The following is a 25,584-nucleotide window of genomic DNA, read 5'->3' as shown; positions in this document are numbered from 1 at the left end:
TCGGTGGCAGGCCGTAAGGTTCCCGGCGTGATGGATTACCTGAGCATCCCGACCGCGAACGGCACGTTCGACGCCATCGCGGCCGGGCCCGCCGGCGGCAGGCCGGTGCTGCTGCTGCACGGCTTCCCGGAGGCGGCGATCTCCTGGGAGTACCAGGTCGCGGTGCTGGGCGACCGTGGGTTCCGGGCGGTGGCGCCGGACCAGCGCGGCTACTCGCCGGGGGTGCGGCCGGAACAGGCGGCCGAGTACGGCATGGACGAGCTGGTCGGGGACGTGCTGGCGATCGCCGACGCCCTGGAGTGGTCGCGGTTCGACCTGGTGGGGCACGACTGGGGCGGCGCCGTCGCGTGGTGGACGGCGTCGGAGCACCCGGAGCGGCTGCGGACGCTGACCGCGGTGTCGACGCCGCACCCCGGAGCGCTGGGCCAGGCCCTGCGCACGGACGAGGACCAGCAGATGCGGTCGCAGTACATGCGCGACTGGCGGTCCGGTTCCACCGAACGGCAGATGCTCGCGAACAACGCCGAGGCGCTGCGGCGCATGTTCGAGTGGAAGGTGCCCCAGAGCCGGGTCGACGAGTACATCCGGCGGCTGTCCGAGCCGGGCGCGCTGACCGCGGCGCTCAACTGGTACCGCGCGAACCGCCCGCGCGCCGCCATCGACAAGGTGTCCGTGCCGACGCTGTACGTGTGGAGCACGGAAGATGTCGCCCTCGGCTCGACGGCGGCGCTGGACACCGAGAACTGGGTGACCGGGCCGTACACCTTCCAGATGCTGGAGGACGTCACCCACTGGATCCCGGAGGAGGTTCCGGAGGTGCTGACAGCGATGATGCTGGAACACCTGAACGCCTTCTGACGCCACCGCGGCGCCGTGCCTGTTCACGGCGCCGCGCGTCGGACTCCGGTCAGGAGCGCGAGAACTCGGCGCTCACCGCGTTCGGGCCGTCGTACTCGCGGTCCGGCAGCTGGCGCAGGTGGTCCAGCACGTCCTCCGGCGCGCCCTGGCTCTGCGCGTGGTCGACCAGCTTGTCCCGCGTGCACGGGTAGTCGACGCCGGACAGGAACTTCTGCATCTGGATCGGGTTCGGGGCAGCCATGTCCTGCTCCTTCCTGTTGTCGCTCGTTCGCCCCGGGGGCTACCCACCGATCGGGCCGTCACTCGTCCCGTTTCGCGGATCGACCGGACGGGAAGCCAGTCACCATGCGCGCGACCATCCTGAACTGCACGTTGAAGCCCTCGCCGGAGCCGTCGAACACCGACGCGCTGGCCGAGCTGGTAGCGGCAGGCCTGCGCGAACTCGGCGCGGACGTGCGGACCATCCGGCTGGTCGACCACGACATCAAGCCGGGTGTCAGCAGCGACATGGGCGACGGCGACGAGTGGCCCGGCATCCGCGAGGAGATCCTGAACTCCGAAATCCTCATCATGGCGTCACCCACGTGGGTCGGGCACCCCTCGTCCATCGCGCAGCGGGCGATCGAACGCATGGACGCGATGCTGTCCGAGACGGGCGACGACGGTACACCGGTTGCATACAACCGCGTGGCGGGCGTGGTCGTGACCGGCAACGAGGACGGCGCGCACCACGTGATCAGCGAGATCAACGGCGCGCTCGGCGACATCGGCTTCACCATCCCCGGGCAGGCCTGGGTCTACTGGAACATGGGCCCCGGACCGGGCCCGAGCTACAGCGACACCGACCACGGGCACCAGTACGTCCACCAGGTGGCGGGCCTGATGGCGAAGAACCTCTACGCGGTGGCCGCCGCCCTGCGCGACCGCCCGATCCCAGCAGAGATCCCCCGCGGCGAAGACTGACGCCGCCGGACGAGCGCACCCAGGCCCCACGGCCCAGTCGCACCGCCGTGACACCGCGGGAACCACGCTGCCACCCTTACACGCCCCAAACCCCAGCAATATCCCCCGCCACCGCCCACATCGCGCGCCACACCACCCCCTTACGCAACCCCCAACCCCGCAGAAATCTCCCGCCGCGAAGACCGACACCGCCGGACGAGCGCACCCACGCCCCACGGCCCACTCGCACCGCCGTGACACCGCGGAAACCACGCCGCCACCCCTACGCAACCCAAACCCCAGCAATATCTCCCGCCAACGCCCACATCGCGCGCCCCCTTACGCCACCTCAACCCCCGCAGAAATCTCCCGCCGCGAAGACCGACACCGCCGGACGAGCGCACCCACGCCCCGGGCCGGTCGCCTCGACCTGCACCTGCTCCACGGCCGCGTGACCACAGTGGAGCCACCCACCCCATGCTCATCCCGTTCCCCATGGCGAACCCGCCCGGTGAACCCACCCGGGTGACAGTCCGCCGCTGACGCCCCGGAATTGTCGGACCCCGTCGCTAGTGTTCGCGGTGTCCGGAAGGGGGCGGAGATGCGAGCGGTTGTGGTGGACGGCCCGGGTGGGCCGGAAGTGTTGCGGGTGCGGGAAGTTCCGGTGCCCGAGGTGCGGCACGGCTGGACCCTGGTGCGGGTCGAGGGGTTCGGGCTGAACCGGTCGGAGCTGATGACCCGCCAGGGTCTTTCGCCGAACGTGCGGTTCCCCCGGGTGCTGGGCATCGAGTGCGTCGGCGTGGTCGTGGAGTCCGCGCGGCTCGCGCCGGGCACCAAGGTGGCCGCGGTGATGGGCGAGATGGGCCGGGAGTTCGACGGCGGGTACGCGGAGTACGCGCTGCTGCCGGACGACCTGCTGATGCCGGTGCAGACCGACCTGCCGTGGGAGGTCTTCGCCGCGCTGCCGGAGACGTACCTGACCGCGTGGGGGTCGCTCGCGGCGTTCGGGCCGGCGTCGCCGGGGCAGAGCCTGCTGATCCGCGGCGGGACATCGTCGGTGGGGATGGCGACGCTGTCGCTGGCGCGGGAGCGGGGGCTGGTGACCGTCGCGACGACGCGCAACCGGGAGAAGGTCGCGGCGCTGGAGAAGGCGGGAGCGTCGCACGTGGTGGTGGACGGCGGGGACATCGGCACCGATGTCCGCGCGCTGTGCCGGGATGGCCCGGACTTCGTGCTGGACCTGATCGGAGCGCCGACGGTGCCGGATTCGCTGCGGCTGGTCAAGCGCGGCGGCACGGTGTGCGTGGCGGGCATGCTGAGCGGCGAGTGGGTGATCCCGGACTTCCAGCCGGTGGCGGCGATCCCGTCCGGCACGAAGCTGACGGCGTTCCAGAGCAACGACATCCGGGGCGCGTCCGGCGGCGAGGCGCTGCAGGCGATCGTCGACGGCGTGGCGAGCGGCGTGTACCAGCCGAACCTCGACCAGGTGTTCCGGCTGGACCAGATCGTCGAGGCACATGCCTACATGGAGGCCAACCAGGCCACCGGAAAGGTGGTGGTCCGGAACGACTGACGCCCAGAATCCGGCGCCTGTCCTGCCATCGGGCCGCGGCGGGTGACGGCCTACGTGACCGACCAGGACCGCGCACTGGAGTTCTACACGGAGAAGCTGGGCCTGGCGCAGGGCGTCGATCACCCGGGCCCGACGGGCGCTTCCTCACCGTGGGCGCGCCCGGCAGCCCGATCAAGGTCATCCTGTGGTCGCACCCCGCGGCCGCCGGACAACCGGCCGAGCCGGGCGGCGCGCCGCCCGGATGAACCCGGTGACCGAGGCGTTCGAGGCCCAGCGCGACCGGCAGCGCGCGATCGCCTACCGCGTGCTCGGCTCCCACACCGACGCCGAGGACATGGTCCAGGAGGCCTGGTTGCGGCTGTCCCGCCAGTACGCCGACACCATCGCGAACCTGGCGGGCCGGCTGACCACGGTCGTCGGCCGACTCCGCCTGGATCTCCTGCGCGTCGAAGCGAAACGCACCACGGCGAGCTGCCGGAGCTCGTGGTGACGGCCGCCGACGATGCCGCGACCGAGGACGACGTGGCGCTCGCCGACCCGGTCAGGCTCGCGCTCCTCGTCGTGCTCGAGTCGCTCCGGCCGGGTGAGCGGTCGTGCTGCGCGACCTGCTCGCGGTGCCGTTCGACGAGATCGGCCGGATCCTCGGCAAGTCCGCCGCCGCCGAGATGCTCGCCAGCCGTGCGCTGGAAGGTGCGGGCGGTCAGCGAACGGCCGCGGGCCGGGAGCAACGGGAGGTGGTCGAGGCGTTCCAGGCCGGCGCCCATCGCGGCGACTTCGAGGGGTTGCTGCGCGTGCCCGATTCCGACGTGCAGCTCACCGCCGACACACCCGACGGCACGGTCGTCGTCCTCGGCGCCACCAAGGTCGCCGCCGGCGCACGGCTGTCCGCGGCCGCGCAAGGAGGGGCGGTGCTCGTCAACGGTCGTCCCGGCTTCGTCGTCTGGAGCGAGGGCGGCGCCCCGCTCTCGGTCATCGCGTTCACCGTCGTCGACGGGCGGATCGTGGACATCGCGGATCCGGTTCGAGTCAACGCGACCGCATGGCCCGGTACCACCGGGGCGAGGTGTTCACGGGAGGCTTCAACGACGCACGCACCACCAGGACGTTCGGCTCGTCACTGCGCACGAACTCGCCGAGCAGCCGCCGGAAGGCGCGGCCGAAGCCCTCCACCCGGCCGGCGTCCACGCCGAAGGACCGGGCCAGGCCGACGAAATCCGGCGTGTGCAGGTTGACCCCGCGGTGCGGCAGGCCCTCCCGGTCCTGATCGAACCGGAGCATGCCGTAGCCGCCGTCGTCGACGATGATCACCGTCACCGGCAGCGACTCCTGCGCCAGCGTCGCCAGATCGCCGCACCCGTAAAGGAAACCGCCGTCGCCGCTGACGCACACCACCCGGCCCGCCCCGGTGGCCGCCGCGCCCAGCGCGGCCGGGAAGCCGAACCCGAGCGTGCCCCAGCCCATCGGGTACGCGAACCGGTGCGGCGCCCGCACGCGGTGGAAACCACCCGCCCAGTAACCGGCGATGCACATGTCCGCCACCAGCATGGCGCGCTCGGGCAGCGTCTCTTCCAGTGTGCGCAGGAAATCCGCGGCCTGCGGCTCCTCGCTGCGGATGCGGCGGCGCACCTGCTCGGCGATCCGCTGCAGCCGCTCGGTCAGCTCGGCCAGCCCGGGCCGCGCCGGCAACCCCTGCAGCAGCTCGGGCACCACGTCCCGCGCGTCGCCGGCCAGTGTGATGTCGGGCGGGTAGTTCTTGGCCGCGTCCTTGGGATCGACGTTGATCACGATGAGCTTCGGCGGCTTGGGCATGAGCCAGTTCTGCGTCATCAACCCGTCGAAGTCGGTGCCGATGCCGAGCACCACGTCGGCCTCGTCCCACAGCGCGCCCACCTCCGGCGCGTGCACCGGGTTCGGCGCGGCACACGGGTGCGCGGGCGGCAGCAGACCGCGCGCGGCGAACGTGGTGATCACTGGCGCGGCCAGCTTCTCGGCCAACTGCCCGATCACCTCTCCCGCACCGGCCCTGGCCGCACCGCCGCCCGCCCAGATCAGCGGCCGCGACGCCATCGCCAGCATGCGCCGCGCCGCGTCGAGATCCGCCATGGCCAGCGCCGGGAACGCTTCGGTCGGTTCCGGGTCCGGGCCGCGGAAACCGTTGTGCCGCAGGAAATCCGTGGGAACACCGACGTACACCGGGCCGCTCTGCGGCCGCAACGCCAGCCGGGCGGCGCGCAGGACCGTGGGCGCCAGGTCCTCGGGCGTCTCGACGGTGAACGCCGCCTTGGTCACCGGCGCGAACAGCGCGGCCTGGTCGCTGGTCTCGTGCAGGACGCCGCGCACCGTGCCGGGCCGCCGCAGTCCCGCCGGGATGTCCGTGGCGATCACCAGCACCGGCGAGCCGGAGGCCATCGCCTCACCGACCGCGGCGATCGTGTTCGCCGCACCCGGTCCGGTCGTCACGATCGCGACGCCGAGTTTGCCGGTCGCCCGCGCGTACCCGTCCGCCGCGTACCCGGCGGTCTGTTCGTGCCGGACGCCGATCAGCCGGAGCGGGCTGTCCGCGAGGGCTTCCCAGATGGGCAGGTTGTGCACGCCCGGGAGGCCGAACGCGACCTCGGCCCCGAGCTCGAGCAGCGCGTCCACGAGGTGCTGGGCGCCGGTCTTCGTCACGCCGTCAGAGTATGGCACCCCGTCACCACTGCGGGGGGACGACCTCGTCCCGCGGCGGCGGCCCCGGCGGTGTGCCGTCACCGAAGGGCCGTCCGCCCAGGTCGGCGCGCCCGTGCGGCGTCGCCCACCCGGAAAGGTCCGGACCAGCTGGCACGATCCGCGTCGGGTTGACCTGCTCGTGCACCTGGTAGTAGTGCCGCTTGATGTGGTCGAAGTCCACGGTGTCGCCGAAACCGGGCGTCTGGAACAGATCCCGCGCGTACGCCCACAAGACCGGCATCTCGGTCAGCTTGTTCCGGTTGCACTTGAAGTGCCCGTGGTAGACCGCGTCGAACCGGACGAGCGTGGTGAACAGCCGGATGTCGGCCTCGGTGATCGTGTCCCCGACCAGGTACCGCTGACCAGCCAGGCGCTCGGACAGCTCGTCGAGCCGCGAGAACAACCGCCGGTACGCGTCGTCATAGGCGGACTGCTTCGTCGCGAACCCCGCCTCATACACCGCCGCGTTGACGTCGCGGTGCACTGCGCGGTTGATCTCGTCGATCTCGTCGCGCAGCGCCTCGGGGTACAGGTCCGGCGCGCCGTCGCGGTAGTGGGCGCCCCACTGCGTGTCCAGGTCGAGGGTGATCTGCGGGTAGTCGTTGGTGACCAGCTTGCCGCTGGGGATGTCGACGATCGCGGGCACGCTGATGCCGCCGTCGTAGTCCGGGTCGGCCGCGCGGTAGGCCTCGCCGAGGAACTCAATGCCCAGCACGGGATCCCGTCCCCCGGGGTCGAGCGTGAACCGCCAGCTCCGCTCGTCCTGGATCGGGTCGGCGATCGCCACAGACAGCGCTTCCTCCAGCCCCATCAGCCTGCGCACGATCAGCGCTCGGCTGGCCCACGGGCACGCGCGGCTGACGACGAGCCGGTACCGGCCCGCCTCGGCCGGCCAGCCGTCCGCACCGTCGGCCGTGATCCGCGCCGTGAAGCGGTTCGGCGCTCGCTTGAACTCGCCGGTTTCCGGGTCCGTCGGGATGGTCATTCCCTCAGCGTAGATTGTGTTCCGGGCCGTAGCAGTACGCGTAGACTCAATGACCCTGGGCACACCAGCGCCCTCGACGGAAGGTGGTCACCGATGCCGTTGATGCCCTTCACCGACTCGATGTTCCTGCTGGTGGAAAGCCGCGAGCACCCGATGCACGTCGGCGGCCTGCAGCTGTTCCAGACCCCCGAGGGCGCCGACCACACCTGGCTGCGCAGCCTGCGTGAGGACCTGGTCAAGAACACCGACGTGCGCCCGCTGTTCCGGCAGCGCGTCGCCCGCCCCGTGAACACGCTCGGTTACGCCGCATGGGCCCGCGACGAAGACCTTGATCTCGACTACCACTTCCGGCATTCCGCGCTGCCGTACCCGGGCCGGGTGCGGGAACTGCTGGAGCTGACGTCGCGCTGGCACAGCACGCTGCTCGACCGGCACCGTCCGCTCTGGGAGATCCACCTGGTCGAAGGCCTGCAGGACGGCCGGTTCGCCATGTACAGCAAGGTGCACCACGCGCTGATGGACGGCGTTTCGGCGTTGCGGCACCTGCAGGGCACGCTGTCCGACGACCCGGACGACCGCAGCTGCCCGCCGCCGTGGGGCTCGCGTCAGGTGTCCCGCGGCAAGCCGCCGCGTAACGCACGGTCACTGCTGCGCGTGGGCACGAGTTCGCTGAAGCAGATCGCCGGAATGGCGCCGGCGGCGGCGAAGGTGGCGCGGGAAGCGTTCCGCGAGCACACGCTGCTGCTGCCGATGCAGGCCCCGAAGACGATCTTCAACGTGCCGATCGGCGGCGCGCGCCGGTTCGCGGCGCAGTCCTGGCCGCTCGGGCGGGTGCGTGCGATCGCGACCGCCACCGGGACCTCCCGCAACGACGTGGTGCTCGCGATGTGCTCGGGCGCGTTGCGGGACTACCTCATCGAGCAGCGCGCGCTGCCGGACGCGCCGCTCGTCGCGATGGTGCCGGTGTCGATGCGCAAGCCGACCGACACCGGGGAGGCCGCGGGCAACCAGATCGGCGCGGTGCTGTGCAACCTGGGCACCGACAAGCCGGATCCGGCGTCCCGGCTGATGACGATCCACCAGTCGATGCGCGAGGCGAAGCGGATCTTCAAGGAGCTGACGCCGTTGCAGGCGCTGCTGCTGTCCGGCATCAACGTGGCGCAGCTGGGTATCTCGCCGGTGCCCGGGTTCGTGAACAACACGCGCCCGCCGTTCAACCTGGTGATCTCGAACGTGCCGGGGCCGCGCAAGCAGATGTACTGGAACGGCGCGAAGCTGGACGGCATCTACCCGGCGTCGGTGCTGCTGGACGGGCAGGCGCTCAACATCACGCTGACCAACAACGGGGACAACCTGGACTTCGGGATCACGGGGTGCCGCCGGTCGGTGCCGCACCTGCAGCGGATCCTGACGCACCTGGACACGGCGCTGGAGGAACTGGAGTTCGCCGCGCGCTGACGTGGGCGGGGGCCGGCCCGCGGCCCCCGCCGGTCGTGGTCAGGCCACGCCCTCCGGGCTGGCGCCCTCGACCTGGACGCCACGCGAGGCGATCTTCTCGATGCGGACCAGGTCCTCACCGGTGAGGTCGAGATCCGCCGCGGCGACGCTGTCCTCGATGTTGCGGGCCCGCCGCGCGCCGACGATCGCCACGTGGACGCCCGGCTGGTGCAGGGTCCACGCGATGGCGAGCTGGCTGACGGTGGCGCCCTTCTCGGCCGCGAGGTTCTTCAACTGCTCGACGACCTCCAGGTTCTTCTGGAAGTTCGCGCCCTGGAACGCGCTGGAGTTCGCGCGCCAGTCGCCGGGCTCGAAGGTCGTGCGCGGGTTGAGGGCGCCGGTCAGGAGGCCGCTGCCGAGCGGGCTGTAGACGAGGACGCCGATGTCGTGTTCGCGGCAGTACGGGAGCGGGTCGTCTTCGATCGCGCGGCGGAACAGGTGGTAGGGCGGCTGCAGGGTCTCGACCGGGCGGGTGCGGTCGAACGCGGCCAGTTGCGCGGTGTCGTAGTTGGACACGCCGACGTGGCGGATCTTGCCCGCGTCGACGAGTTCCTGCAGTGCCTGGGCGGTTTCCTCGGCCGGGGTGTCGGGGTCGGGCCAGTGGACCTGGTACAGGTCGATGTGGTCGAGGTCGAGGTGGCGCAGGCTCTCGTCGACGCCCTTGCGCAACCAGTCGCGGCGAGCGTCGCGGGGCCGGTCGCTGCCCGGGTTGATGCCGCCCTTGGTGGCGATCACCAGGCTGTCGCGGTCGCGTTTCAGCTCGTCGCGCAGGGCGCGGCCGAGGAGGGCTTCCGATTTGCCGAAGCCGTACGCCTGAGCGGTGTCGAAGAAGTTCACGCCGAGCTCACGTGCGTGCTGGATGGCCTGGACGGCCGCGTCCTCGTCGAAGGAGCCCCAGTCGCCGCCGAGCTGCCAGGTCCCGAACGCGATCCGGGAGACGTCGAGTCCGCTCTTGCCCAAAGTGGTTCTCCGCATGGTTCAAGGACAGCACACGGCGCGGTGGGGCGCATCGTGGAGCTGCTCTGGGCGGTTGTGGGTCCTTTGTGGATTTTGGTGGTGAGCGAACGGACCGTTCATGGCTTGGCGAGTGGACCACTCATGTGGTTGCGGCTGGCGGGTCGACGGCAGGTGCAGCTCGTGCGGCTCGCGCGGCTCGTGCGGCGATGAACGGACCATTCACCGCTTGACGAGAGGACCCACTCGCGCGGGCGCGAGTGGCAAGTGGACGACAGGTTCACCTCGCGCCGCGATGAACGGACCATTCACCGCTCAGCGAACGGCCCGCCCGCACGCACCCCTCGTGCCTCACGACAGGACACCTCACACGCCGTGAACGGACCATTCACCGCTTGACGAGAGGCCCACTCGTGCACGCGCGGCTGGCGACTCGACGACAGATGCACTTCGCACAGAGATGAACCGACCGTTCATCGCTCGGCGACAGGCCCACTCATGCGCGCCACTCGGAAGTCCACGACAGATGCAACTCGCACCGCGATGAACGGGCCATTCATTGCTTGACGTGAGGCCCACTCATGCACGCGCCACTCGCGACCCGACGACAGACCCACCTCGCAGCGCGACGAAAGGACCATTCACCGCTTGACGACGGACCCACCCACCCAGCCACCACTCGCGAGTCCACGACAGACCCACCTCGCAGCGCGACGAAAGGACCATTCACCGCTTGACGATGGACCCACCCACGCAGCCACCACTCGCGAGTCCACGACAGACCCACCTCGCGGCGCGATGAACGGACCATTCACCGCTTAACGGGAGGCCCACTCATGCACGCGCCACTCGCGACCCGACGACAGACCCACCTCGCAGCGCGATGAACGGATCATTCACCGCCCAGCCGGCCACCCAGCTCACGGCGCACCCGGCCGCCCAGCTCACCGCCCAGCGGGCCGGTCCGTCGGCCACGGGCGGACCTCCTCGAAGAGCCTCGCCACGGCCAGCACCAGGTCATCCGAGTGCCGGGGCCCCACGATCTGCAACCCCACCGGCAGGCCATCCGCCGTCATCCCCGCCGGCACGCTGATCGCCGGCTGCTGGGTCATGTTGAACGGGTACGTGAAGGGCGTCCAGTCCGGCCAGCCGCTCATTCCGCTGCCCGGCGGCACGTCGAAACCGGCCTCGAAGGGCGGGACGGCCACCGTCGGGGTGATCAGCACGTCGTACCGCGTGTGGAACTCGCCCATCCGGATGCCCAGCGCCGCGCGCTCCGCGTTGGCCGCCAGATAGTCAGCCGCCGAGTACGTCTTGCCCTGCTCCCACACCTGCCGCAGGCCCGGGTCGACCTTCGCCTCGCAGCCGGCCGGGAACGTGTCCAGCCACTGGGCCGCGCCGGTCGACCACAGCACGTCGAACGCCTCCCGCGGGTCGGCGAAACCCGGGTCGGCCTCCTCGACCCGCAACCCGGCCTCATCGAGCGCCGCGACCGCCGACGTGACTATCTCCCGCACCTCCGGGTCCACGCGGGCCCAGCCGAGCGTCGGCGAGAACGCCGCGTACAAACCCCGCACATCCCGCCGCACGGCCTCGCGGTACGCGCCCGCCGGCGGCTCCAGCGCGTTCGGGTCCCGGTGGTCCGGCAGCGCCAGCACGTCCAGCAACAACGCCACGTCCGACACCGACCGCGCCATCGGCCCCGCGTGCGACAACGCCCCGAACGGGCTCGCCGGCCACAACGGGATACGACCGTATGTCGGCTTCAGCCCGACGATCCCGCAGAACGACGCCGGGATCCGCACGGACCCGCCACCGTCGGTCCCGACCGACAGCTCACCCATCCCGGCCGCGACCGCCGCACCACTGCCACCGCTGGACCCGCCGGGCGTCTTCGCCGGGTTCCACGGGTTGCGCGTCACCCCGGTCAGCGGGTTGTCCGTCACGCCCTTCCACGCCAGCTCGGGCGTGGTCGTCTTGCCGAGCAGGACCAGCCCGTTCTCCCGCAGCCGCGCGGTGACCGGGCTGTCCACCTCCCACGGCTGGTCCCGGTCGACGCACGTCGAACCACGCAGGGTGGGCCAGCCCTGGGTCAGGAACATGTCCTTGATCGAGGTCGGCACCCCGTCCAGCGAGCCGATCGGGTTGCCCTCGCGCCACCGCGTCTCCGACGCCTTGGCGCCCTCGCGGGCCACCTCCGGGTCGACCAGGCAGAACGCGTTGCACTCCCGGTCCCGCTCCTCGATCGAGCGCAGCGCGGCCTCTGTCGCCTCGACGGGGCTGATCTCCCCGGTCGAGTAGGCGGCGACCAGCTCACTCGCCGTCAACAGGGTGCTCATGGTGAACTCCTCACCGATCGGACGGCACGTACCCCAGCTGCTTGTCCACGACATTACGAAGCGGGGCGCCAGTCTGCCAGCGGTGGAAGTTGTCCGCGAACACCTCGACCAGCGTGTCCCGCCACCCGATGAAGTCACCGGACATGTGCGGCGAGACCAGCACGTTCCGCATCGTCCACAACGGACTGTCGACGGGCAGCGGCTCGGTGTCGAACACGTCCAGCGCGGCGCCCGCGATGCGCCCCGTCCGCAGGGCCTCGACCAGGTCGCCGGTGACCACCAGCTCGCCGCGGCCCACGTTGACGAACCGCGCCGTCGGCTTCATCGCGGCGAACGCGGCGGCGTCGAACAGGCCCTTGGTCTCCTCGGTCAGCGGCGCCACGGCGACGACGTAGTCGAACGCCGGGAGGTGCTCCACCAGCCGGTCGGAGGCGTGCACGTCCCCGAAGTCCGGGTCACCGGAACGCGCCCGGCGGCCGGCGCCCGAAACGCTCATCCCGACGGCGCGCAGCATCCGCGCGATCGCCCTGCCGATCGGCCCGGTGCCCACCACCAGCGCCGAGCGCCCGGCGATCCGCTCGGTCTCGCGGTGCTGCCAGCGGCTCTGGCGCTGCAGGTCGAGCGATCCGTGCAGGTCCTTCGCGAAGGTGAGGATCATCCCCAGGACGTACTCCGCTATCGAGTCGTCGAACACGCCCCGCGAGTTGGTGAGCACGACGTCGCTGTCCCGCATGCCGGGGAACATCACCGGGTCCACGCCGGCGCTCGCGATGTGCAGCCAGCGCAGCCGGTCCGCCGCGTGCCAGGCGTCCGGCACCGCACGGGAAAGGAAGTCGTGGACAAAAAGGACGTCGGCGCCGCGGAGCGCGTCGGCCAGGCCGGCCTCGCCGGTGTAACGCACGACGGCCGTCGAAGCGATGCGCTGCATGGCCGGCGATTCGGTGAGGTCCCGGGCCTGGTCTTCACCGCACAACACCGCCAGCACCGGATTCTCAGTACCGATCACCGTTGACACGGTAAGAGCCGGTCGTATGATTGTCAACAATCCGAGGAGCCACCCCGGAGGCTTCCTTCAGAACGTCCCGGAGGCTGAGCCTTGGATTTCGACTTCCCTGTCTTCGACGGGCCACTGGCACAGCGAGGCATCGGAGTCATCGCACCCTTCGACCTGGCGCTGGAGCGTGAGCTCTGGCGCTGGATCCCGATGGAGGTGTCGCTGCACCTCGCCCGCACGCCCTACGAACCGGTGCCGGTCAGCATGGAGATGGCCCAGCTGGTCAGCAACCACCAGCACCTGGCCGCCGCCACCCGCGACGTGCTGCACGTCGAGCCCGAGGTGGTCGCGTACCTGTGCACGTCGGGCAGCTTCGTCAACGGCCTGGACTACGAACGCTCGCTGTGCAAGGCGATCTGCGACGCCGGCGCGCCGGACGCGGTCACCACGTCGGGCGCGCTGGCCGAGGTGCTGCACCTGCTGGACGTCCACAAGGTCGCGGTGATCACCCCGTACGACGCGGACCTGACGGCGAGCCTGCACGACTTCCTCGCCGAGCTGAACGTGGACACCGTCTCCAGCGACCACCTCGGCCTCGGCGGCGGGATCTGGAAGGTCAGCTACCGCACGATCGCCGAGCGGATCCTCGGGGCCGACCACCCCGACGCCGAGGCGATCTTCGTGAGCTGCACGAACCTCCCGACGTACGACGTGATCGAACCGCTGGAGGTGGCCCTGGGCAAGCCCGTGCTGACCGCGAACCAGCTGACGATGTGGGCTTGCCTGAGACGCATGGAGCTGCCGATCGTCGGCCCCGGCAAGTGGTTGCGCGAAGTGTCCTGAACACCGTCACGTAGGATTGTCTACAATTTGGAGGTTTGTGCATGGCGACCGTCGGCTTCATCTACCCGGACCACGCCGCGGAGGACGACTACCCGTTCGCCGAGCAGCTGCTGGGTTACCGGATCTCGCTGCCCGTCGAGCACATCTACGGCACCGACCTGCACGCCGTGCCCGAGCTGCTCGACCTGGGCAGCGAGAAACGGCTGTCCGAGGGCGCCGCGCTGCTCGCCAAGCACGAGCCGGACGCCGTCGTGTGGGCGTGCACCAGCGGCAGCTTCGTCTACCGCTGGCAGGGCGCGCACGAGCAGGTGGAGAAGCTGTCGGCCGCGGCGGGGAAGCCGGCGTCGAGCACGTCGTTCGCGTTCGTCCGGGCCGCGCAGGCGCTCGGCCTGAAGCGGGTTTCGGTGGCCGCGAGCTATCCGGACGACGTGGCGAAGTTGTTCGTGGACTTCCTCGGCGCGGGCGGTATCGAGGTGGTCGCCATGTCGAGCGAGGACATCGACACGGCCGCGGAGGTGGGCAGGCTGAGCCCCGAGGCCGTCGTCGAGCTGGCGGTGGCGCATGATCACCCGGCGGCGGACGCCGTGCTGGTGCCCGACACCGCGATGCGCACGCTGGGTGTGCTTGGCGCGATCGAGGAGCGGCTGGGCAAGCCCGTCCTGACCGCGAACCAGGTGACGATCTGGGAAGGGCTCCGGCTGACCGGCCAGGTGCCCCGGTGCGACCAGCTGGGCAGGCTGTTCGCAGAAGGCAGGTGAACCATGGCCCTGGCCGACATCGAACCGGTGAGCCGGGAGTCGACCGCGGCGATCATCGCGCGGCAGCTCCGCGAGGCGATCATGAACGGCACGTTCGCGCCGGGCACGCAGCTCGGGGAGACCGAGCTGGCCGGCCGGTTCCAGGTGTCCCGCGGCCCGCTGCGCGAGGCGATGCAGCGGCTGGTGTCGGAGGGCCTGCTGCGCAGTGAGCGGCACCGCGGGCTGTTCGTGATCGACCTCGAGCCGGACGACGTGCACGACATCTACTCGGCGCGGTTCGCCATCGAGCGGGCCGCGCTGATCCGGGTGCTGCGCCACGGTGACCGCGAGGGGCTGGCCCTCCGGCTGCTGGACGCGGTGGAGGAGATGGCGTCGGCCACCGACGGGGACGAGGTGTCGGCCGCGGACGTCCGGTTCCACGAGGAGCTGGTGGCGGCCTCCGGGTCGAAGCGGCTCGGGCGGATGGCGCGGACGCTGCTCATCGAGACGCGGATGTGCCTGTCCGCGCTGCACCGCACGTACGCGACCAACGAGGAGCGGGTGACCGAGCACAAGCGCATCGCGGAGGCGATCGGCGCCGGTGACGAGGAGCTCGCGGTGTCGCTGCTGGAGGCGCATATGGAGGACGCGGTGCAGCGCCTCGCCCCGGGAACCAGCCTGCACGCCTGATTCGTGCTGCTGTAACGGAAGGTTGCGGGTCCGCGATCTTGGTTTCGTCCGCGCGCGACGCGGTGGAACGGGGAGGATCGCGTGCGGGTCTGGGCACTGGCGGCTGGAGCTCGACTCGCCGGGCGGACCGGTCCCATTCATGCCGTCACAGAACAAGAAGTTCGCGCTCGTATCCGCGTGCGCGACTCAGCTGGCCACGGACGCGAAGATCGTGCGCGCCGAGCAGCAGACCTGGCAGGGCGACCACTACGCGCTGGCCGAACTGTCCATCCAGTACCAGGGCATCGACGCCGCCGAGGCGCTGGCCGAGGCGCGGGACGACCTGGCCGCGGCAGCCGAGTTCCGCTGCCTCGGCATCGCCGACGCCGCCGAACAGGAGTCGGCGAGGTCCTTCACGCAGCGGCTGGCGGCGGAGCTGGCGCACGGACTGGAGCGCGCGTGAACCGAATCGCACTCGCCGCTCTGCTCGTCCTGCTCGTGAGCTGTTGGTACACCGGGGACATCCCGGGCAAGATGCGCACCACCGCCCAGAACGCGCTCACCACGCTGACGGCCCTGCTGCCCACCGCAGTGAGCCGGGCGTGAGGGGCCTCGCGGCGCTGCTCGCCGCGGTGCTCGTCCTCGCCGGGTGCAGCACCGAGATCGCCGGCACCGCGGACGTCCCGGGGCCGGGCACCGGGCCGGTCGTGTCCAAGTACGACCTCCAGCAGCGGCTCGTCGGCGCCATGCCCACCGACCCGGAACTCGCCCAGCTGGATCTGTACTGGTCGTCCCCACCACTGCCGTTCATCGAATCGGAGAACTCGCGTTACAAGTTCATCTACGACTGCCCGGGTTACCTGCCCTCGGACGTCGCCATCCAGGCCGCCGAATACGGCACCGCCGGTTCGGGAAGCTTCGACCACGGCACGACGCTTTTCGTGATGACCGCGTCCTACCGTGGCCCCAGCGGCCCCACCGCGGTGGCCCAGGCGCGCACGTTCCGGGGCTGCATCCAGCTTCCCGGAGCCGTCCGGGTCCCGCTGCCGCCGCTCGTCGGCGCTGACGAGCAGGCCGCCTTCTGCGGGGACACGACGGACTCCTTCGGCTTCAACCGGGTCTGCATCCTGCTCCTCGCCAGGCAGAACGCGGCGACGGTGGCTACCTACAGCGTCGACGACAAGAACGCTGCCGTTCCGCCCGTGCAGATGGAAACCGACCTGCCGCGCGTCGGGCAGATGCTCGCCACCGCGCTCATCCGCGCCTGACTCACCCCTCGATCGTCCGCCCGACCACCGCGCCCAGTGCCGTCGCCGCGCCCGCGCTGCCCAGCGCCATCCCCCAGCCGATCGGGCCGAGCGGCGTGCAGCCGAAGAACTGGCTCACGCCGGGCGTCTGGATCACGGCCGCGAGCAGGGCCACCGAACCGAGCGACGTCGCCAGCACCGACCGGTTCCAGCCGCCCGTCAGGAGCGTCTGCCCGAGCTGCGTGCCGACCAGACCGGCCAGCGCGACCGTGCTCGCACGGCGGCCGCGGCCCGTCGCGCGCGCCAGCATCCACGCGGTCGTCGCGCCCAGCGTCGTGACCCCGGCTCGCACGCCGATGTCCTTCTGCAATCGCTTGCCGAGCGAGCTCTCCGGCCCCTCGCGCAGCAGGTCGGAGCCTTCCTCGGGCCGCCGCAGCGCGATCGCCAGCGCCGGCGCCAGGTCGGTCAGCAGGTTGACCAGCAGGAACTGCCGGGCGCCCAGCGGCGACCGGCCGGTCAGCGTCGCGCCGAGCACGCTGAATCCGATCTCGCCGAGGTTCCCGCCGAGGAGGATCGCCAGCGCCTCCCGCACCGAGGCCCACATCGCCCTGCCCTCGACGAGCGCCGCGATGATCGTCTCCAGGCGGTCGTCGGTCACCACCAGATCGGCCGCCGCCCGGGCGGCCGGGGCGCCGTGCCCGCCGAGCGCGATGCCGACGTCCGCGAGCCGGATCGCGGGCGCGTCGTTCGCGCCGTCCCCGGTCATCGCGACCGTGTGGCCGTGCTTCTGATACGCCTTGATGATCCGCACCTTCTGCGCCGGGCTGCACCGCGCCACCACGTCCACGGTCTCCAAAGTGGACGCCAGCTGGTCGTCGTCCATCGCGTCCAGCTCGGCGCCGGTCACCACATGCAGGTCGGCGCCGTCCTCGCTGACCTTGCCCGCGATCGCCTCGCCGGTGTCCGGGTGGTCGCCGGTGATCATCACGATCTGCACGCCCGCCGCCCGCAGATCCGCCGCCGCGGCCGCCGCGCTCCCCCGCACCGGGTCGGCGATCGCGACGAAACCCTTGAACCGCAACCTGGTCACGGAGTCCTCGTCGAGCGTCGCACTGTCCGGAGTGGACTCGGCGACCGCGAGCACCCGCTGCCCGGCCTTGGCCAGCTTCTTCATCCGGCCCGCCAGCTTCTTCCGACGGCCCTCGTCCAGGTCGCAGCGCGGCAGCACGGACTCCGGCGCACCCTTGACGCTCAGCACCAGGCCGTCGCCGTTGCGCATCAGTGAGGCGTGGTAGCCGCGCGACGGCTCGAACGGCACCGCGTCGACCAGTTCCCAGCCGTCGGTGTGCACCGAAACCCGCCGCGCGCCCTCGACGATCGCACGGTCCGTCGCGTGCGGCAGGTCGGACGGGTCGTCGGCCTGCGGCGTCGCCCGCAACGCGGTGAGCAGCACCGACTCGGTCTCGTCGTCCAGGTCCTCGATCTTGCGGCGCTGGTGGCCGTCGTCGACCTCGTGGACCGTCAGCGTCCCCTCGGTCAGGGTGCCGGTCTTGTCGAAGCACAGCACGTCGACCCGGCCCAGCGCCTCGATGCTGCGCGGGTTGCGGACCAGCGCGTTGTGCTCGGCGAGCCGCCGCGCTGCCGCCAGTTGCGCGGCGCTGACCAGGAACGGCAGCCCCTCCGGCACCGACGCGACGGCCAGGTTCACCGCCGCGGACAGGCTTTCCCGCAGCGGCACCCGGCGCAGCAGGCCGGCACCGGCCACCGCGACGGCCGACCCGATCGCCAGCGGCATCGACTTCGACGTCAGCTCGGCCAGCCGGGTCTCGACCCCGGTGACCGGCGCGTTCTCGCGCGCCATCGCCATGCTGCGGCCAGCCTCGGTGTCCGCGCCGGTCGCGACGACGATGCCGATGGCCTCTCCGGCCGCGATCGTCGTGCCCTCGTACAGCATCGACGCGCGCTCGGCGACGTCCGCGGCGATCACCGGCGACGGGTCCTTCGCCACCGGCAGCGACTCGCCGGTCAGCGACGACTCGTCCGCCTCGACGCCGTCGGCTTCGAGCAGGCGGCAGTCCGCGGGCACGACGTCGCCGGCGGTCAGCTTGACGACGTCGCCGGGCACCAGGTCGTCGGCGCTGACCACGCGCTCCCGGCCACTGCGGACCACGGTCGTGCTGATCGCCGACCGGCTCAGCAGCTCGGCCAGCTGCTTCTCGGTGTGGACCTGCTGGACGCTGCCGACCAGCGCGGACACGCCGGTGATCCCGGCGACGAGCGCGGCGTCCACCGGCGACCCGACGGACGCGGACAACGCGGCGCCACCGATCAGGACCGGGGTGAGCGGGTTGGACAGCTCGTTGATGAACGCCTGCATCAGGCTCGTCCGGCCGCCGCTGCCGGTGCCGCGCGCCCTGGCCCGCTTCTGGGCGGCGTCGTCGCTCAGGCCGTCCGGGTCGGTGCCGAGGCGGTCGAGCACGACGTCCACCGGCATCAGGTGCCACGGCGCGGCGTCGCCGGCCAGGCTCGTGTCCCGCTCGGCGAGCTTCTTGGCGCGGCGGTGCGCGTTGGTCAGGGCGACGGCCGCGCCCAGGTTCACCGCCCGCATCGCCCGGTTGGCCGGGCTGCGGCGGCCTGGTTGCAGCGCACTGACCGCGCCGACGCCGGTCGCGCCCTGGGACAGCCAGATGCTGTCGCGGTTGACCTCGCGGGCGGCGGCGATCGCGTCGACGACCAGCGCCGCGATGCCGATGTCCTCGCCGATCAGCAGGTGCGCGCCCCACGGCGGCGGGTCGCCGGGACGCTGGGTGCCGATGCCGCAGTCGGCGGCGCCGAGCGCGCGGCGGTCGTCGGACACCAGCATCACCACGTGCCCGTCGCCCTGCAGCTCGCGCACGGTCGAGACGAGGCGCTCGCCGCCGGGCATGAGCCGGTCGGCCTCGAACGCGGCGTGACCGCCGTTGGCGCTGACGACCTCGATGTTGGCGCGCCGGGCGGCGGCGATCACCGCGGCCACGCCCGGCGGCACCTGCCTGCCGAGCCCGATGACGGCGGTCAGCCGCTGGTCCCGCACCAGGCCGAGGACCGCCGCCGCGCCGCGCTTCTCGAGCTGCTCGCGCTCGTGCGCGCCTTGGTCGACGCCCAGCTCGTCGAGCGGACCAACGCGCCAGCCGTCGTCTTCGTGGACCTTGCCCGGGGTGTGCGCGTCGAACAGCTGCCAGGCGCGTTCGACCAGCTCGCTGGTGTCGCCGTCGCCGACGGGGACGAGGTCGTTGAGGACCATGCGCCCGGTGTCGAAGGCCTGCTCGTCGAGGACCAGCGTGTCGATGGCGTCCAGGTGGCGCAGCACCCCGCGATCCATGACCAGCACGCCCTCGGTGGCCAGCACGCGGCCGAGGCGCGCGCCGAACGCGGTGCGCCCGGCCTCGGCGGCCTTGGGCAGCGCGGCCAGGCCGATGCCGATCGCCCGGCGGGGACGCGCGAACGGCAGCGAGACGGCGGCCGCGGCGGCGCCGAGGTTGAGAATGCGCTGCTCGTACTGTTCGACCGGGCCGTCCGGGATCTCCCGCGGCCGCTCGACGACGACCGGGCCGGCCGCGGCGTCCTCGGGGCCTTGGATCAGGCGGTTCTCGGCCTGGCACCACAGCCGTTCGTGCGCGCGGGCCTCGCGCCACTGCTCGGCACGCTGGACGATGTCGACGACCGTGCCCTCGCCGCCGGACGCCAAGCCCTGGGCGAACGCGCCGAACGCCGAGGTCGCGGTGTCGGCCTTCTCGCTGCTGCCCGCCCGCTCGGCGGCGATCTTGCGCAGGCGCGGGTGCAGGTCGACGACGCTGGGCAGCGCGGCGATCTCGGTCGGGATCGGCGCCCACGGCGCGAGCCGGGTGATCAGCGACAGGCCGAGGCCGAGGGTGTCGGCGGCGAGGGTCGGCAGAAGGCGGGTGCCGCGCAGGCCGTCGGCCGGGTGGTGGAGCTCGTCCTCTTTGATCTCTTCGCCGACGCCGTTGGGCGCGCCCTCGGCCTCCTCGACGACGCGGATCAGCTCGTCGCTGTCCGGGGCGGGGTCCTCGACGCCGATGATCACCCGGGAGGAGGGCGCGTTGACCCGGGCCCACGCGACGCCGGGGTGACGCTGCACGGCCTGCTCGATGCGCTGCGCGACCGCTTCGCCGCCCGGCCCGTGCACCCCGTGGGCCTCGATGTGCAACCGGCCCGGGCAGGACCACACCCGGCGGCGGGGCCTGCTCAGCGGCGACAACACCGCCCCGGCGAGGCCCTTCACCGCCGACACCGGACCCGGCACCCGGACACCCAGCAACTCCATGAACCACTCCCGCACCTCGACGCCTCAGGTGCATGGGGTTGCCCATTAAGGGTGAAGATATGCGTGCCGCCGCAGGTCGGCCCCTGGTTTCGGGACCGGCTGCGGCGGCCGCAGGGCCGCGGGCCGCACTCTGCCGTCAGGCGGGCGCGGCCGCCACGCGGCGCCCCACCGCTTCGCGGCCCGCCACCGTCACACAGCGCGCCGCTGTCAGGCGGCCCGCGGCGCCCCACCGCCTCGCGGCCCGTCACCGCCACGCGAGCACGGCCGGTCAACCGAGCACGGCCGGTCAGGCGAGCCCAGCCGATCAGGCGAGTGCGTCGGTGATGGCGGCGCCCAGCTCGGTGGTCGTCGACTTGCCGCCCAGGTCGGGGGTCGCCACCGAGCCGGCCGCGAGCACCTCCTCGATTGCCTTCTGCACCGCCGCCGCGGCTGTCTTCTCGCCCAGGTGCTCCAGCATCATCGCGCCGGCCAGGATCTGCGCCACCGGGTTCGCGATGCCCTGCCCGGCGATGTCCGGGGCGCTGCCGTGCACCGCCTCGAACATCGACGGGTACTCGCCCGGCGGGTTGATGTTGCCGGACGGCGCCATGCCCAGCCCGCCGGTCACGGCCGCCGCCAGGTCGCTCAGGATGTCGCCGAACAGGTTCGACCCCACCACGACGTCCAGCCGGTCCGGGTGCTGCACCATGCGCGCCGCCAGCGCGTCGATGTGCGTCTGTTCACTGTGGACGTCCGGGTACTCCGCGGCGACCTCCGCGAAGACCTCGTCCCAGAACGGCATCGTGTGGATGATCCCGTTCGACTTGGTCGCCGAGCACACCCGGCCGCTGCGGGTGCGGGCCAGCTCGAACGCGAACCGGATGATCCGCTCGACCCCGACCCGCGTGAAGATCGACTCCTGCACCGCGAACTCGCCCGGCTGCCCCGCGTTGTGCCGCCCGCCGATCTGCGAGTACTCGCCCTCGGTGTTCTCCCGGACGATCACCATCTCCAGCTCGTCGGCCTCCCGGCCGGCCAGCACGGACGTCGTCCCGGGCAGCAGCCGCACCGGCCGCAGGTTCACGTACTGCGCGAACGCCCGCCGGATCGGGATCAGCAGCCCCCACAGCGACACGTGGTCCGGCACGCCGGGGAACCCGACCGCGCCGAGCAGGATCCCGTCGAACGGCCGCAACTGGTCGATGCCGTCCTCCGGCATCATCCGGCCGGTCTTGGTGTACCGCTCGCAGCTCCAGTCGAACTCCGTCCACTCCAGACGGAACCCGTGCACTTCGCCTGCCCGGTCCAGGACCTGGCGCGCCTCGGCGGTGACGTCGACCCCGATGCCGTCACCGGGGATGCTCGCGATCCGGTAGGTGCTCACAGGCTCACCGCGATGTACTTGGTCTCCAGGAACTCGTCGATGCCGACGGTGCCGCCCTCGCGGCCGAGCCCGGACTGCTTGACCCCGCCGAACGGCGCCGCCGGGTTGGACACGATGCCCTGGTTCAGCCCGATCATGCCGGCCTCCAGCGACTCCGACACACGCAGCGCGCGCTTGAGGTCGTTGGTGTAGACGTAGCTGACCAGGCCGTACTCGGTGTCGTTGGCCGCGGCGACGGCCTCGTCCTCGTCGTCGAACACGCTGATCGGCGCGACCGGCCCGAAGATCTCCTCGCTCGCCATCCGCGCGTCCCGCGGCACGTCGGTGAGCACCGTGGCCTGGTAGAAGTTGCCCGGACCGTCCACAGTGGCCCCACCGGTGAGCACCTTGGCGCCCCGCGAGGTGGCGTCGGCGACCAGCTCGGTCACCTTGTTCACCGCGTCGGCGTCGATGAGCGGGCCGACGACCACGCCGGGCTCGGTGCCGCGTCCCAGCGGCAAGGCGGACATCCGCTCGGTCAGCCGCCGGGCGAACTCGTCGGCGACCCCGCGCTGCACGTAGAACCGGTTGGCCGCGGTGCACGCCTCGCCGATGTTGCGCATCTTGGCCTGCATCGCGCCCTCGACCGCCGCGTCCAGGTCGGCGTCGTCGAAGACCAGGAACGGCGCGTTGCCGCCCAGCTCCATCGACGTGCGCAGCACCTTGTCCGCGCACTGCTCCAGCAGCTTGCGCCCGACCGCGGTGGACCCGGTGAACGACAGCTTGCGCGCGCGGCCGTCCTTGATCATCGGCTCCATCACGCCGCCGGGATCGCTGGTGGTGACCACGTTGAGCACGCCGGCGGGCAGCCCGGCCTCGGTCAGGATCGCGGCCAGCGCGAGCATCGACAACGGCGTCTGCTCGGCCGGCTTGATGACCATCGTGCAGCCCGCGGCGATGGCAGGCCCGATCTTGCGGCCGCCCATGGCCATCGGGAAGTTCCACGGCGTGATCAGCAGGCACGGCCCGACCGGCTGCTTGGTGACGAGGAACCGGCCCGCCCCGTTGGGCGCGACCTGGTAGCCGCCGTCGATGCGCACCGCCTCCTCGGAGAACCAGCGGAAGAACTCGGCCGCGTAGGCGACCTCGCCCTTCGCCTCGGCCAGCGGCTTGCCCATCTCCAGCGTCATCAACAGCGCCAGCTCGTCGACGCGCGCGTTCAGCAGTTCGTAGGCGCGGCGCAGGATTTCGCTGCGCTCGCGCGGCGCCGTCTTCGCCCAGTCGGCCTGCGCGGCCACGGCTGCGTCGAGGGCCGCCTTCCCGTCCTCGGGCGTGGCGTCGGCGACCTCGCAGAGGACCCGGCCGGTGGCGGGATCCTCGACGGCGAAGGTCCGCCCGGTGCTCGACGGGACCCACTTCCCGCCGATGAACAGCTCCTTGCCGACGGCGTCCACGACACCCGATTCGGTCAGCTCGGCCATTGGTCCTCCTGATCAACCTTGCGCCTGTCCACGGGCCATGCTAGACAGATTGTCAACAATCTACAAGCTCACTCCGGTTAGGAGTTCCGCCGTCATGGCCCAGCTCTCCCCCCTGCTCAAGCAGGCCACTCCGGTCGTCGTCGAGCACGGCGAAGGCGCCTACCTCTACGACGTCGACGGCAACCGCCACCTCGACTTCACCGCCGGGATCGGTGTGACCAGCACCGGCCACTGCCACCCGAAGGTGGTCAAGGCGGCGCAGGAGCAGATCGGCAAGGTCATCCACGCGCAGTACACCACCGTGATGCACCAGCCGCTGCTCAAGCTGACCGAGCGGCTCGGCGACGTGCTGCCCGCGGGGCTGGACTCGCTGTTCTTCGCGAACTCCGGCAGCGAGGCTGTCGAAGCCGCGCTGCGCCTGTCGCGGCAGGCCACCGGGCGGCCGAACGTCATCGTCTTCCAGGGCGGGTTCCACGGCCGCACGGTCGCCGCGGCGTCGATGACCACCTCCGGCACGCGGTTCAGCGCCGGCATCTCGCCGCTGATGGGCGGCGTGCACGTGGCGCCGTTCCCCTACGCCTACCACTACGGCTGGGACGAGCAGACCGCGACGAAGTTCGCGTTGCGCGAGCTGGACTACCTCTTCCAGACGATCAGCGCCCCGAACGAGACGGCCGCGTTCTTCATCGAGCCGATGCTCGGCGAGGGCGGGTATGTGCCTGCGAACAGGGAGTTCATGGCCGGGCTGCGCGAGCGCGCCGACCGGCACGGGATCCTGCTGGTGATCGACGAGATCCAGACCGGGTTCGGGCGCACCGGCCGGTTCTGGGGCCACGACCACTTCGACGTGCGGCCGGACGTGGTGCTGATCGCGAAGGGCCTGGCGAGCGGCTTCCCGCTGTCCGGCATCGCGGCGTCGAAGGAGCTGATGTCCAAGGCGTTCCCCGGTTCGCAGGGCGGCACGTACGGCGGCAACGCGGTGTCGTGCGCGGCCGCGCTGGCCACCCTCGACGTGATCGAGGAGGAGAACCTGGTCGAGAACGCGGCGGCACGCGGCAAGCAGCTGCTCGAAGGCGCGCGGCTGATCGCCGACAAGACGCCGGAGATCGGCGAGGTGCGCGGGCTGGGCCTGCTGGTCGGTTCGGAGTTCACCAAGGCCGACGGCACACCGGACACCGCGCTGGCCGCGGCGGCGCAGCAGGAGGCGGCGCGGCGCGGGCTGCTGCTGCTCACCTGCGGCGCGTACTCGAACGTCGTGCGGATGATCCCGCCGCTGGTGGTCACCGCCGAGCAGATCGACGACGCGCTCGCGATCTGGGCCGAGACCGTCGCCACCGTCACCGGTTCCAAGTAGGGAGAAGAGGCACGTTGGCCCGCTACATCACCATCTCGCTCGACAAGCGCGGCGTGTCCTGCCGCGCGGTGCTGCTGGACGCGGAGGCGCCGCGGACCTGCCAGGCGGTGTGGAACGCGCTGCCGCAGAGCGGTTCGGCCTACCACGCGAAGTACGCCCGCAACGAGGTCTACACGCTGGTGCCGCCGTTCGCCGACCCGAAGCCGGGCCGGGAGAACCCGACGGTCACCCCCATTCCCGGGGATGTCGTCTATTTCGGGTTCGAGGCGTGGGAAATCGGAAATCCGGCGTACGGGTACGAAGACAGCAGCGAGGCCCACAGCGACCAGGGCGCGACCGATCTGGCGATCTTCTACGGCCGGAACAACCTGCTCATCAACGGCGACGCGGGCTGGGTTCCCGGCAACGTGTTCGCCACGATCGTGGAGGGCCTGCCGGAAATGGCGGCGGCCGCACAGGACCTGTGGCTGCGTGGCGTCGAGGGCGAAACGCTGTCCTTCGCCCGCGCCGAGTAGCCCTCGACCTGCGGCCGTTAGGGGCAGAACCCTGGTCCCCCGTCACTCGTTAGCGTGATCATAGGGGGATCACCTTAAGTGGCAACGTGTTCACCCGTTCGGGCGGGCATCACCCGGTGGGTCGGGTCAAGATCGACATCACCCCAGGTGGGCCCGCCCGACGGCGCTACGAGCGGCACAATGGGACCCCCAGCCGAAAACCCGAAAGTGTTACGTGTTTA

22 protein-coding genes are annotated in these 25,584 nt (G+C 71.5%); 13 read left to right on the top strand and 9 right to left on the bottom strand.

Annotation, left to right across the window (positions count from 1 at the left end; genetic code table 11):
* Positions 1-27: 27 nt before the first annotated feature.
* Positions 28-858 (top strand): alpha/beta fold hydrolase, encoded by an 831-nt coding sequence (locus tag AMYTH_RS0135750; protein ID WP_027934241.1) that lies wholly within the window; start codon positions 28-30, stop codon positions 856-858.
* A 49-nt stretch (positions 859-907) separates the two neighbouring features.
* Here the strand turns inward: AMYTH_RS0135750 and AMYTH_RS0135745 are convergent, their stop codons facing one another.
* Entirely contained in the window at positions 908-1,099 is a 192-nt protein-coding gene (locus AMYTH_RS0135745; RefSeq protein ID WP_027934240.1) for a DUF2795 domain-containing protein, read from the bottom strand.
* 104 nt (positions 1,100-1,203) lie between these two features.
* Between AMYTH_RS0135745 and AMYTH_RS0135740 the strand changes: the two genes are divergently transcribed.
* The 3 genes from AMYTH_RS0135740 to AMYTH_RS51105 all read left to right on the top strand — a co-directional run bounded on the left by AMYTH_RS0135740 (position 1,204) and on the right by AMYTH_RS51105 (position 3,863).
* Positions 1,204-1,821 (top strand): flavodoxin family protein, encoded by a 618-nt coding sequence (locus AMYTH_RS0135740; protein ID WP_027934239.1) that lies wholly within the window; start codon positions 1,204-1,206, stop codon positions 1,819-1,821.
* 580 nt (positions 1,822-2,401) lie between these two features.
* Positions 2,402-3,373, top strand: coding sequence for a zinc-binding dehydrogenase (locus AMYTH_RS0135735; RefSeq protein ID WP_037322942.1), 972 nt, complete (start codon positions 2,402-2,404; stop codon positions 3,371-3,373).
* A gap of 184 nt (positions 3,374-3,557) precedes the next feature.
* Positions 3,558-3,863, top strand: a complete 306-nt coding sequence (locus tag AMYTH_RS51105) for a sigma factor (RefSeq protein ID WP_323807249.1) — start codon at positions 3,558-3,560, stop codon at positions 3,861-3,863.
* Between the two features lie 536 nt (positions 3,864-4,399).
* Here AMYTH_RS51105 and AMYTH_RS0135725 read toward each other — a convergent pair.
* Together AMYTH_RS0135725 and AMYTH_RS0135720 are read right to left on the bottom strand one after the other, a co-directional pair.
* The gene (locus AMYTH_RS0135725) at positions 4,400-6,043 is read right to left on the bottom strand and encodes a thiamine pyrophosphate-binding protein (protein WP_084022744.1); all 1,644 of its coding nucleotides are present in this window, start codon (positions 6,041-6,043) and stop codon (positions 4,400-4,402) included.
* Positions 6,044-6,065: 22 nt separating this feature from the next.
* A complete protein-coding gene (locus AMYTH_RS0135720) occupies positions 6,066-7,067 on the bottom strand; it encodes a glutathione S-transferase family protein (RefSeq protein ID WP_027934235.1) in 1,002 nt (333 codons plus the stop codon).
* Between the two features lie 93 nt (positions 7,068-7,160).
* Between AMYTH_RS0135720 and AMYTH_RS0135715 the strand changes: the two genes are divergently transcribed.
* Positions 7,161-8,525, top strand: a complete 1,365-nt coding sequence (locus AMYTH_RS0135715) for a WS/DGAT/MGAT family O-acyltransferase (protein ID WP_027934234.1) — start codon at positions 7,161-7,163, stop codon at positions 8,523-8,525.
* Positions 8,526-8,564: 39 nt separating this feature from the next.
* Here the strand turns inward: AMYTH_RS0135715 and AMYTH_RS0135710 are convergent, their stop codons facing one another.
* From AMYTH_RS0135710 to AMYTH_RS0135700, 3 genes are all read right to left on the bottom strand, one after another.
* Complete coding sequence (locus AMYTH_RS0135710; protein ID WP_037322941.1) at positions 8,565-9,539, bottom strand: aldo/keto reductase; 975 nt, start codon at positions 9,537-9,539, stop codon at positions 8,565-8,567.
* Between the two features lie 923 nt (positions 9,540-10,462).
* Positions 10,463-11,857 (bottom strand): amidase, encoded by a 1,395-nt coding sequence (locus AMYTH_RS0135705; RefSeq protein ID WP_027934232.1) that lies wholly within the window; start codon positions 11,855-11,857, stop codon positions 10,463-10,465.
* Between the two features lie 10 nt (positions 11,858-11,867).
* On the bottom strand, positions 11,868-12,863 hold the full coding sequence (locus AMYTH_RS0135700) for a D-2-hydroxyacid dehydrogenase (RefSeq protein WP_027934231.1): 996 nt from the start codon (positions 12,861-12,863) through the stop codon (positions 11,868-11,870).
* Between the two features lie 90 nt (positions 12,864-12,953).
* On the opposite strand from AMYTH_RS0135700, the gene AMYTH_RS0135695 reads away from it, so the two are divergent.
* The 6 genes from AMYTH_RS0135695 (at position 12,954) to AMYTH_RS0135670 (ending at position 16,368) form a co-directional block, all read left to right on the top strand.
* On the top strand, positions 12,954-13,694 hold the full coding sequence (locus tag AMYTH_RS0135695; RefSeq protein WP_020421574.1) for a maleate cis-trans isomerase family protein: 741 nt from the start codon (positions 12,954-12,956) through the stop codon (positions 13,692-13,694).
* Positions 13,695-13,735: 41 nt separating this feature from the next.
* Positions 13,736-14,452 carry a maleate cis-trans isomerase family protein gene (locus AMYTH_RS0135690; protein ID WP_027934230.1) on the top strand — a complete coding sequence of 239 codons (717 nt, stop codon included), beginning with the start codon at positions 13,736-13,738 and terminating at the stop codon, positions 14,450-14,452.
* A 3-nt stretch (positions 14,453-14,455) separates the two neighbouring features.
* Positions 14,456-15,121 carry a GntR family transcriptional regulator gene (locus tag AMYTH_RS0135685; RefSeq protein WP_017984636.1) on the top strand — a complete coding sequence of 222 codons (666 nt, stop codon included), beginning with the start codon at positions 14,456-14,458 and terminating at the stop codon, positions 15,119-15,121.
* A 139-nt stretch (positions 15,122-15,260) separates the two neighbouring features.
* Positions 15,261-15,563 (top strand): hypothetical protein, encoded by a 303-nt coding sequence (locus tag AMYTH_RS0135680; protein ID WP_027934229.1) that lies wholly within the window; start codon positions 15,261-15,263, stop codon positions 15,561-15,563.
* The gene (locus AMYTH_RS49280) at positions 15,560-15,706 is read left to right on the top strand and encodes a hypothetical protein (RefSeq protein ID WP_157360717.1); all 147 of its coding nucleotides are present in this window, start codon (positions 15,560-15,562) and stop codon (positions 15,704-15,706) included. The genes AMYTH_RS0135680 and AMYTH_RS49280 overlap by 4 nt, the downstream gene beginning before the upstream one ends.
* Positions 15,703-16,368 carry a hypothetical protein gene (locus AMYTH_RS0135670; protein ID WP_027934228.1) on the top strand — a complete coding sequence of 222 codons (666 nt, stop codon included), beginning with the start codon at positions 15,703-15,705 and terminating at the stop codon, positions 16,366-16,368. The genes AMYTH_RS49280 and AMYTH_RS0135670 overlap by 4 nt, the downstream gene beginning before the upstream one ends.
* Position 16,369: 1 nt before the next feature.
* Here the strand turns inward: AMYTH_RS0135670 and AMYTH_RS0135665 are convergent, their stop codons facing one another.
* The 3 genes from AMYTH_RS0135665 to AMYTH_RS0135655 form a co-directional block, all read right to left on the bottom strand.
* Complete coding sequence (locus AMYTH_RS0135665; protein WP_037324255.1) at positions 16,370-20,671, bottom strand: HAD-IC family P-type ATPase; 4,302 nt, start codon at positions 20,669-20,671, stop codon at positions 16,370-16,372.
* Positions 20,672-20,975: 304 nt separating this feature from the next.
* Positions 20,976-22,034, bottom strand: a complete 1,059-nt coding sequence (locus tag AMYTH_RS0135660) for a tartrate dehydrogenase (RefSeq protein WP_027934226.1) — start codon at positions 22,032-22,034, stop codon at positions 20,976-20,978.
* Positions 22,031-23,494 carry an NAD-dependent succinate-semialdehyde dehydrogenase gene (locus AMYTH_RS0135655; RefSeq protein WP_027934225.1) on the bottom strand — a complete coding sequence of 488 codons (1,464 nt, stop codon included), beginning with the start codon at positions 23,492-23,494 and terminating at the stop codon, positions 22,031-22,033. Before AMYTH_RS0135655 ends, AMYTH_RS0135660 begins: the two co-directional genes overlap by 4 nt.
* 94 nt (positions 23,495-23,588) lie before the next feature.
* On the opposite strand from AMYTH_RS0135655, the gene AMYTH_RS0135650 reads away from it, so the two are divergent.
* Both AMYTH_RS0135650 and AMYTH_RS0135645 read left to right on the top strand, forming a co-directional pair.
* On the top strand, positions 23,589-24,848 hold the full coding sequence (locus tag AMYTH_RS0135650) for an aspartate aminotransferase family protein (RefSeq protein WP_017984641.1): 1,260 nt from the start codon (positions 23,589-23,591) through the stop codon (positions 24,846-24,848).
* Between the two features lie 14 nt (positions 24,849-24,862).
* Positions 24,863-25,363 (top strand): DUF3830 family protein, encoded by a 501-nt coding sequence (locus AMYTH_RS0135645; protein ID WP_020420436.1) that lies wholly within the window; start codon positions 24,863-24,865, stop codon positions 25,361-25,363.
* Positions 25,364-25,584 lie beyond the last annotated feature (221 nt).

It is taken from the genome of Amycolatopsis thermoflava N1165 (genome assembly GCF_000473265.1).
In the GTDB taxonomy this organism is placed as follows: Bacteria; Actinomycetota; Actinomycetes; order Mycobacteriales; family Pseudonocardiaceae; genus Amycolatopsis_E; species Amycolatopsis_E thermoflava.
The sequence above is the reverse complement of the archived record's forward strand: the minus strand, read 5'-3'. Positions and strand labels throughout refer to the sequence as shown.

Coding starts and splice junctions, on each gene's coding strand:
- AMYTH_RS0135745 (WP_027934240.1), bottom strand. CDS start 1,099: ATGGCTGCCCCGAACCCGATCCAGATGCAGAAGTTCCTGTCCGGCGTC.
- AMYTH_RS0135740 (WP_027934239.1), top strand. CDS start 1,204: ATGCGCGCGACCATCCTGAACTGCACGTTGAAGCCCTCGCCGGAGCCG.
- AMYTH_RS0135735 (WP_037322942.1), top strand. CDS start 2,402: ATGCGAGCGGTTGTGGTGGACGGCCCGGGTGGGCCGGAAGTGTTGCGG.
- AMYTH_RS0135720 (WP_027934235.1), bottom strand. CDS start 7,067: ATGACCATCCCGACGGACCCGGAAACCGGCGAGTTCAAGCGAGCGCCG.
- AMYTH_RS0135715 (WP_027934234.1), top strand. CDS start 7,161: ATGCCGTTGATGCCCTTCACCGACTCGATGTTCCTGCTGGTGGAAAGC.
- AMYTH_RS0135710 (WP_037322941.1), bottom strand. CDS start 9,539: ATGCGGAGAACCACTTTGGGCAAGAGCGGACTCGACGTCTCCCGGATC.
- AMYTH_RS0135705 (WP_027934232.1), bottom strand. CDS start 11,857: ATGAGCACCCTGTTGACGGCGAGTGAGCTGGTCGCCGCCTACTCGACC.
- AMYTH_RS0135690 (WP_027934230.1), top strand. CDS start 13,736: ATGGCGACCGTCGGCTTCATCTACCCGGACCACGCCGCGGAGGACGAC.
- AMYTH_RS0135685 (WP_017984636.1), top strand. CDS start 14,456: ATGGCCCTGGCCGACATCGAACCGGTGAGCCGGGAGTCGACCGCGGCG.
- AMYTH_RS0135680 (WP_027934229.1), top strand. CDS start 15,261: ATGCCGTCACAGAACAAGAAGTTCGCGCTCGTATCCGCGTGCGCGACT.
- AMYTH_RS0135665 (WP_037324255.1), bottom strand. CDS start 20,671: ATGGAGTTGCTGGGTGTCCGGGTGCCGGGTCCGGTGTCGGCGGTGAAG.
- AMYTH_RS0135655 (WP_027934225.1), bottom strand. CDS start 23,494: ATGGCCGAGCTGACCGAATCGGGTGTCGTGGACGCCGTCGGCAAGGAG.
- AMYTH_RS0135650 (WP_017984641.1), top strand. CDS start 23,589: ATGGCCCAGCTCTCCCCCCTGCTCAAGCAGGCCACTCCGGTCGTCGTC.